Here is a 9267-nt window from a genome sequence, read left to right as displayed (position 1 = left end):
TATCTTCTGCCCTTTCCCATAATGGACACATCCTTTCTTAACTAAATATTATTTTAACTTAGTTCGTCTTAATGTGTCCACTACTTTATACTAACACCATATATAGCTGTAGAATGTCCTAATACTATTAATAAGCATGCAATAATTTTCAATTTATTTATTCTATCCATAACAATCTTATTATCTATCATTTTAACTCCCTGTCTATACATTCATAGACTCTTTTTTTATTTTGTTAACAAACTTTAAATGCAATATATTTTTTGCTATACTCCATAAATACTTAAACTCTTCTGTTTTGTAAAAAATAAATACTAATATAATATTAGGAATTGTTACACAAATACATCCTCTAATAACTAATGAAAAAAACGAATAACCTTCCACAAATATATTACATGTAATTGTAACTACAACTGACAATATAATAGTTATTCCAGCATACACAAAATATCTTTTAAAATACTCATTTAATGATCTTTTGAATACTTTTTTATAGACTAATCTAGATTGATTCCAAACAGGTAATGCAATACTGCTTATAGTTGTTCCTAAAAATATACCTGCTAATCCAACATAGTTAACTAAAATTAATGAAGCGCCTAAATTTATTATTGATTCTATTAAAGGTACATATTTATCATCTGAAAAAATTCCTGCTTTATCTTTAAAAATCCCTACACTTGTTCTTAAACCAGATATATAGAAGTTAATTAAGACTACTATTAAAGTAAAATTATCTAATAACAAGCCTTCTCCTAACCACCAATCAATAAATGGATTTAATAAATTATATAAAAATATAGAACTTACACAGTACATCCAAAAATTCACTAAATATACTACTTTAAATATTTTATAGTTTTTATCTTTTCCTTCTGTAGCTACTAAATTACCAACACTAGCATTTATTCCATTTAGTACTGGATTTATTAATGCAGATAATTGCCCAATTATCATAGTATAATTTGAATATATACCTACTGTTTTTATACTTATAAGTGCTGAAATTAATATATTATCTGTTCCAAATACACAATATGACCCAACTTTATGTAAAAATAAAGCTTTAACATTTGTTATCATATTTTCTCTAACATCTTTATCAACTTTATACTTCTCTTTTGTCTTTATATAAGGATATCTAGTATTAACTATATTTCCATTATAAATATTTTGTATAATTATAATTATTAGTTCAACTAATAAATATAAAATATAACTTCTTGTAAAATATACTATTGCTATTCGACAAAGAGTTGTTATAACGTTAAATATTAAGTTTATTTTAGCTAAAACATACCCTTTTTGATCAGCATTAATTAATGACCACTTATGTGCATTTAAATATGAAATTATATTTTTAGCAACAAATATAAAATATACAACGCTTATATAGGTTCCTGAAGAACCATCCTTCATTAATGAACCTAAAAACGGATATAACATTAAACTTAATATTGCCACTACAACTGCTAAAATTCCATATAACTTCTTATATAACTGAACTAATGCCGTAACTTTTTCTATATCATTATCAGCTAACGGCTTATATAAATTATAAACTATGCTTGTACCAATTCCACCTTCAACAAGACTTAACATTGAAAGCACATTAGTTAACAATCCATTTACACCTAAATATTCAGTTCCTAAACCACTAACAAATACCTTTCTAGATATAAACCCTAACAAAGTTATTACTATTTGTGTTAATATACCTATATACATATTTTTTAATGAACTTTGTATTCTCATACTCTTACCCCTTAATTATAATTTACTTTGTATATATAATTTATATAGTCTAGGCGATACTATAATTAAAGTAGCGTGAATTTTATATTTAATAGGAATACCCTTAGTTTTTATAAGTTCACAATAAATCTCTTTAATTCTAGTTATCATATTTATATATTCTTCTTTATACTCTTCATAATTTTTAATTATTTCAATTACAATATTAAAAACCAAACTTATATACTTTAATAATGCTTTAGATTTATATTCACATATATTATATCTTGTATATTCGTATATACTATGAAAAGCTCGTTCCGCCGTTATTTTTCCCTTAGAAATTTTCCCACTTGAAAGTGAACCTTCTCTTAAATCATAATTATATAATGGCTTACCAATGTATGTAATTATGTCGCTGGAATTTAGTAACTTTATCATAATTTCTGAATCTTCTTGATAGGTGATTTTTTCATTTAATTTAATTTTATCAAACATAGTTCTTTTAAATAATTTATTACATAAATAATTATGATTAAATGGATATGTCTCATTAAAATATCCATTAATGGCCTCACTCTTAGAGTATTTCATTAATTCTCCAGTATTATCCTCTGTAAAGATTTTATTACCCATTATTTCATTAACAGAGCATATCGCTATATCTGAATTAACTTTTTTAGCATTTTCATATAATTCTTTATACATATTTACATGAATAAAATCATCTGGATCTACAAATCCAATATATTCACCCTTTGCAATACTAATTCCTAAATTTCTAGCTGAACTAACACCCCCATTTCTTTTATGAAATGTCTTAACATTTTTGTATTTAGTAGAAAACTCATCACATATTTTACCGGAATTATCTGTTGAACCATCATCTATAACTATAACTTCAATTGAATCTAACGTTTGATTAAGAATTGATTTTAAACATCTTTCAATATATTTTTCTACATTATATACTGGGATAACTATACTTACTTTCTGATTCATATTTCCTCCTAAATCAAGTAGTATTCATTATTCTATTATTTTTATAAAATCATCATAATATTTTTTTTCATTAAACTGTTGTGCATATATATGACCATTGTTAGCAAGTTTAGTTCTTAACTTCTCATCTTTAATTAAAATTTCTAATGCAGCTTTAATATTTCCTATAATATTATTATCATTATCAATGATAATAGAACTCTCTTCATTAGTATACTCTGGTATACCCCCTGAATTTGTAACTATAAGTGGAAGTCCTGATGCCATTGCTTCAACTACAACTAATCCTGCTGGTTCATTCCAAATAGATGGAACAACTGCTATATCACTCATTGCATGATATTTAGGTAATTCAGTATTATGAATAAATCCAGTAAAAATAATTTTCTCATTGGTTTTTTCTGCTAACTGCATCAACTCAATATCATATTCATTAGTTACCTGATTTCCAAATCCAGAATTCCCAATTATAACTAATCTAGTTTTATATTGATTACAAATCTCTGTAAAAGCTATAATCAGTTCCTTAACACCTTTTTGAGGAATTAATCTCCCTGAAAATAGTATTACTATCTCATCATTTCCTATATTATACTTATTCCTTAAAATATTGCTTTCACTTTTATATAAATACTTATTAAACATTTTTGTATTTATGCAATTTTTCATCGTAACTATTTTTTCACTATTCTTATAAATGCTATCTTGAGTAACTTTAGTTATATAATCACTTACCGTAATTATCTTTTTACATCTATCATAAATATTATATCTATCCTTATTTTTTTCCAATGCATTATGATGTATATGCAAATAAATTTTATCTTTATCAATAAATTTGCTAATTGGTTTTACTAAATTTATATCACCTTCAATAATAACTTTGTCATATTCATTCTTTTTTAAAATTTTGCATACTTGCTGTGCATAAGTATAACTGATTTCTCTTTTAAAAATCCTTCTAAATAATGTAATGAATTTATTTTTAAGCCTTACAATTTTTTTATGTTTACATAAAAAATAAAAATTAATATTTTTATATTCTTTTGCTTTTATTTTTGCTTCCTCATCATAAATAGTAAACATATCTATTAAAACTTCATTTCTTTTTATATTTTCTCTAAGAATAACATCTACTAATGTTTCAATTGCTCCTCCCTTTACAGGAGGAATAGGCAATCCAGATGGTCCAATAATTGCTATTTTCATACTTACATTCCCCTATATTTTAAACTTGCTATTTAAAACTACTTCTTACTTATTAAATAATTGTTTATATCATAAAAAACTATAAAATTAAAATTAATTTTCATTAAATTAATAACTATTTTATTTAATTTTGAATAACCTGATTTATCATGTATTTCTTTTAATAAATGTTTTATTTTTTTATTTATTAAATCAAGTTTTTCAGATTTATTTTCTAACTGATTGCTAGTTTTAATATCATATCTAATTTTTATTAAATTAAAAAATAAATAAAAATTTGATTTATTAAATAACGCTTCTTCATCATGTATTAATAAAAACTCACTTCTCTCTTCAACTGCTTCTATCCAATCAAATTTTGAATTGATATTAAGATTTTTCATTATTCCAGTGTCATTACTAAAATAATAATACATTTCCTTATCTACATAATTTATTGAATTTGCTTTATAAAATATTTTATATGTAACAAATTCATCTTCATGTATCTTACCTTTTGGAAAGCGTATATCATCAAATAACTCTCTTTTATATAATTTATTCCATACATTTGCATTTAAATTTTTATTATCTATAATTTCTTCTATAGCATCAATGTTCGTATAAATTTTATATTTACCATCATTAATTATATTCTTTTCTAATTCATCTTCTTTATGGAAATATTTAAATTTACATTGAGCTACATCACATTTGCTATCAAGTATGGCTTTATATAGTATCGAATACATATCCTTATGTATAAAATCATCACTATCAACAAAACCAACAAAAATTCCTCTGGCTATATCTAAACCAGCATTTCTTGCATCTGATAAACCACCATTCTCCTTATGAATAACCTTTATTCTATTATCTTTTTTAGCATATTCATCACATATTTCTCCACATCTATCCGGTGATCCATCATCTACTAATATAAGCTCAAAATTTTCAAAGCTTTGATTTAATATTGAATTAATACATCTCTCTAAATAATCTTCTACTTTATAAATTGGAACAACAATACTTATAGTTGGCTGCATTACTTTTTCTCCTATTACACTTTTATTTACATAAATATTTTTGATAAGTTCTTATACTTTTACAAAAAATATATAATAAGATAAAACTATTATTCTTAATGATAAAATATAATATTTTATTTAGTTTTCTGTTATTTTTATTTTTTTGTAAAACTAGGTTCAACTCATTATCTTTAATAATTTTTATTTCAGCTTGTCTTTTTTCATTATAAGATAAACCATAATCTCTATTAATTAAATATGACAAAATTGAAAATGACATATCAATAAAATACTTATCAACATTTTTAACATTATAATCATTATTACACTTTAACTTTTCTATTGTTTCCTTCATTTTTACATATATAACTTTTTCATTTTCATACTGATTTGAATCATATGTTTGAGTTATGCTTTCCTTGTTCGTATTTTTATGAATATATAAAATATCTTCTAATACCTTTACATCTTTTATGTATTTTATATATTCTAAATTAAATAGTAGGTCTTCACTTCTTTTAAAATTTTTATTAAATTGAATTTTGTTTTTTAATATAATATCCTTTTTATACAACTTATTCCATACAAAGTTAAAATAAAATTCATTGAAGTATTTTGTAATCTCACTTAAAAACTTATTTGATGTATATTCTTTAGTATCATATTGAACATTTTCTATTTTCTTTATTTCTTCATTATTAATCCATTGATATTCTATTCCCCACATAAATAAATCAATATCATCTCTTTTTATTTCATCCATAATTTTATTTATAAAATTATCTTTCACTTCATCATCAACATCTATAAATGCTATATACTTTCCTCTTGCCCTAGCAATTCCATTATTTCTTGCAACTGAAGGACCTTGATTACATTGATTTATATATATAATATTTTCATAATTACATTTATACTTCTTACATATCACTCCTGATCTATCAATTGAACCATCATTAACCAATATTATTTCTATATTTTTAATATTATTATTTAGAATACTTTTTAAACACCTATCTATATAACTTTCTGCATTAAAAATTGGAATTATAATGCTTACTAGTATTTCATTATTAATCATCTTTTCTTCCTTTAATTTATAATATATTTTCAATCTCTTTTGCTAATACTTCTTGGTCAAAAAAACTACTTCTTTCTTTAATTTTCTCTTTATAATACGTATATAAGTCTTTATTCATAAATATTTCTTTTAATTCTTCATATAAACTTTGTTCATTATTTTCAGTAATTAATCCATACTTATTATCTAAGAATAATTCCTCTGTTCCTGAAACTCTTGTTGTTAGCACCGGCTTCTCTAATATCACAGCCTCAGATATTACAGTGCTAAACCCTTCCCATCTAGAAGAACATACAAAAAGATCTGAATACTTTATGTATTTATAGGGATTTGATTTACTGCCTAAAAGATATACAGAACTATTTAAATTATTATCATTAATATATTTACTTAATTTTTCTTTATCCGGACCATCTCCTATAATAACTAAATCATAATCAAACCCTTCTTTGATTAATTTATTATGAACTCTAAGTAATCTATCATAGCCTTTAGCTTCTACTAATCTTCCAACTGTACAAATTCTAAATTTATCCTCCCTAAACCTCTCCTGTATTTTTTCTTTAGATTTCTTTTTTATATCATCAGTTAAATTAATGTTATATCTAACAATAACATTTTCTTTTATTCCCATTCTCTCTATAAATTTCTCTTTAGCATATTGAGATACACAAACTATTTTATTAAACTTTTTATATGCGTCTTTAGTTTTTTCTTCATTATTAAACCAATCAAAAATACCTGTACATTTTGTAAAATCACTATGCACCCAAGCTATTTTATTTGAGTTATTATTATTGGACCCACTTACTATTTTTATTGATGCTCCTCTGAAAAAAGCAATTTCTGTATCATATTTTTCTTTTACTAAAAGTTTGTATAATATTTTAGGACTAAATTTTTTTAACATAAACGTATATGCTCTTACTTTTATATAATCAATTTTTTTAATTTTAGATGATTTATAAAAACTGCTATATTTTATATTACTATTTAAATTGCAAGCCATTTCAAAATTATCATAAATAGTTTTAATTGTAATATCATATTTTTCTTCTGAAAGACTATTAACTAAATTAATTAATACTTTTTCCATTCCTCCAATAGCTAACGAAGGGGCAACGATTAATACTTTTTTCATAAACTTCTATCCCTTCTATTTTAAGAATTTCTTTACTTTACAAAGAGTACATATTCTATTAATACTTCCTACTTTCATAGCTTTAAAAACCATATTTGTATAAGATGAATTTGCTCTATCTAGTATTTCTAAAAAATCTTTAACTTGTTTTGTATTTAATATTTTTTCTATTTCCTGCTTCTTTTCTTTAGTATTTAAGTCACACTTTTTATGGTTATATATTTCAAAACATTCAATAACGTGATGAATATACATTGAAGCTAATTTCTTTTTATTTTCATCATTATATATACCCCTGCTTTCCAGTAACTCCTTTAATCTATCATATCTAAAGGTTCTTACTTTAAACTTATTGGCATGATATCTTGTAACTATTGTTTCTTCAAAAGTTTTTACATAATGATAATAAGATTTTGTGCTTATGGTTAACTTATTTAATACTTTGAAAACATCTATATTAAAGTTAGTATCTTGATCTATTGGAAGCCATTCAATAAACTTTAAGTTGTTTTTCTTTAAAAACTCTTTATTATAAAGTTTATTGTGTGTATAGTTAAATAAAAGATTATCAAATAAATCCATAAATATTAGTTTTATTTCTTCCTGTGAATTTAACACCATATCTTTATAATGAGCTTCACTGGTAACAACCTGTCCATTCTTTTTGTGTACATCAAACTTCATACCACACATTACAACTTCAGCATTAGTTTTTTCACCTAAGTTATATTGTTCTTCTAACATATTGTTTTCTATATAATCATCAGCATCTACAAGTTGAATATATTTTCCCTTAGCTATAGATATTCCTGTATTTCTTGCTATACATGCACCTTCATTTTTCTTATTAATTACTATTATTCTTGAATCTCTTTTAGCATATTCTTCACATATAGCTAAACTCTTATCCTTCGAGCCATCATTAACTAAAATTAACTCTATTTCCTTTAAACTTTGACTAAGCATACTTTCTATAGACTTAGCTAAATATTTTTCAGCATTATATACTGGCATTACTACACTAACTTTTATACTCATTATGCTTTCACCTTCCTAGCTAAAGATATTCCTTTAAATGCAGCTGATATTAATAAAGTATTGTTCATTCTTACTAAAAAGGAAGTTAAACCTATAATTCCTCTATCACTTTTTCTATTAACTGCACACTCTTTTACATATGGTCTATCTATTATTCTTCTTATATATTCTCTTTTTTCCTTTGAAGTTAATTTACAATTATTATGATATAAATTTAAAAATGCTGAAAATGCTCCAGTTAAGTGATTACCATAAAGTACATAAGCATTTTCATTACTATAAAAATTCATATCTTCTAAAAAGCTTTCTAATAGTGAATGTATTTCCCATCCCCTTTCATACATATTTTCTATATACTGATATGTAATACTGTTATTATTTCTTCTAATATAGTAATAAAGCTTTTCTTTAATAAATGATATTTTTTTAGTTTTTCTAAAATACTGAAGGTTAAAAATAAAATCTTCTCCTGTTTTAACCTTTTCATCAAAAGTTATATTATTGTTTTCTATAATTTCTCTTTTATATATTTTGTTCCATAATGGATTTAAAAGACCACTATTTCCAAACTCCATAATATAACCTTTCATTTCTGACATTTCCATAACTTCTTTTGGATAAAATTCTCTATTTATATCTTCAATGTTTCCTGTATTAGAAATTTTTCTTTCAATAAAATTACATACTGAAATATCTGAATTATTTTTTTCTATAGAGTTTATTAATATCTTTAAATAATCCTCATGTATTAAATCATCACTGTCAACAAATACAATATATTTTCCTTGAGCATTTTCAAGGGATACATTTCTGGTATGAGATACACCTAAATTTTCTTGCAATATGTATTTTATTCTCTTATCATCATTCATAAGCTTTGTACATATTTCTTTACTATTATCTGTAGATCCATCATCAACTAGTATAAGTTCCCAGTCAGTATAGCTTTGATTTATAACTGCTTGTACTGTTTCTAATAAAAATTTTTCACTATTATATACTGGCATCAATACACTTATAGAAATATTACTCACTATCATTCCCCCTGATTT

At 23.7% G+C, this 9267-nt stretch carries 8 protein-coding genes; all 8 read right to left on the bottom strand.

The window, feature by feature from the left end; all coding sequences use genetic code 11:
* Nucleotides 1–204 precede the first annotated feature (204 nt).
* The 8 genes from BHW04_RS05295 to BHW04_RS05260 are packed head-to-tail and all read right to left on the bottom strand — an operon-like array spanning nt 205 to nt 9249.
* Nucleotides 205–1758 carry a lipopolysaccharide biosynthesis protein gene (locus BHW04_RS05295; RefSeq protein ID WP_302699131.1) on the bottom strand — a complete coding sequence of 518 codons (1554 nt, stop codon included), beginning with the start codon at nt 1756–1758 and terminating at the stop codon, nt 205–207.
* 15 nt (nt 1759–1773) lie between these two features.
* On the bottom strand, nt 1774–2739 hold the full coding sequence (locus BHW04_RS05290) for a glycosyltransferase family 2 protein (protein WP_302699130.1): 966 nt from the start codon (nt 2737–2739) through the stop codon (nt 1774–1776).
* A gap of 27 nt (nt 2740–2766) precedes the next feature.
* A complete protein-coding gene (locus BHW04_RS05285; RefSeq protein WP_302699129.1) occupies nt 2767–3948 on the bottom strand; it encodes a glycosyltransferase family 4 protein in 1182 nt (393 codons plus the stop codon).
* A 38-nt stretch (nt 3949–3986) separates the two neighbouring features.
* Nucleotides 3987–4973, bottom strand: a complete 987-nt coding sequence (locus tag BHW04_RS05280; protein WP_302699128.1) for a glycosyltransferase — start codon at nt 4971–4973, stop codon at nt 3987–3989.
* Nucleotides 4974–4995: 22 nt separating this feature from the next.
* Nucleotides 4996–6036: a glycosyltransferase gene (locus tag BHW04_RS05275; protein WP_302699127.1), complete on the bottom strand. Its 1041-nt coding sequence runs from the start codon at nt 6034–6036 to the stop codon at nt 4996–4998.
* A gap of 16 nt (nt 6037–6052) precedes the next feature.
* Complete coding sequence (locus tag BHW04_RS05270; RefSeq protein ID WP_302699126.1) at nt 6053–7177, bottom strand: glycosyltransferase; 1125 nt, start codon at nt 7175–7177, stop codon at nt 6053–6055.
* Between the two features lie 15 nt (nt 7178–7192).
* Nucleotides 7193–8215: a glycosyltransferase family 2 protein gene (locus tag BHW04_RS05265; protein ID WP_302699125.1), complete on the bottom strand. Its 1023-nt coding sequence runs from the start codon at nt 8213–8215 to the stop codon at nt 7193–7195.
* On the bottom strand, nt 8215–9249 hold the full coding sequence (locus BHW04_RS05260) for a glycosyltransferase family 2 protein (protein WP_302699124.1): 1035 nt from the start codon (nt 9247–9249) through the stop codon (nt 8215–8217). The genes BHW04_RS05265 and BHW04_RS05260 overlap by 1 nt, the downstream gene beginning before the upstream one ends.
* Between the last annotated feature and the right edge of the window lie 18 nt (nt 9250–9267).

This window comes from Clostridium sp. 29_15, from assembly GCF_001916075.1.
In the GTDB taxonomy this organism is placed as follows: Bacteria; Bacillota; Clostridia; order Clostridiales; family Clostridiaceae; genus Clostridium; species Clostridium lentum.
Note: the sequence above shows the minus strand (reverse complement) of the source record. Positions and strands in the feature narration are given on the sequence as shown.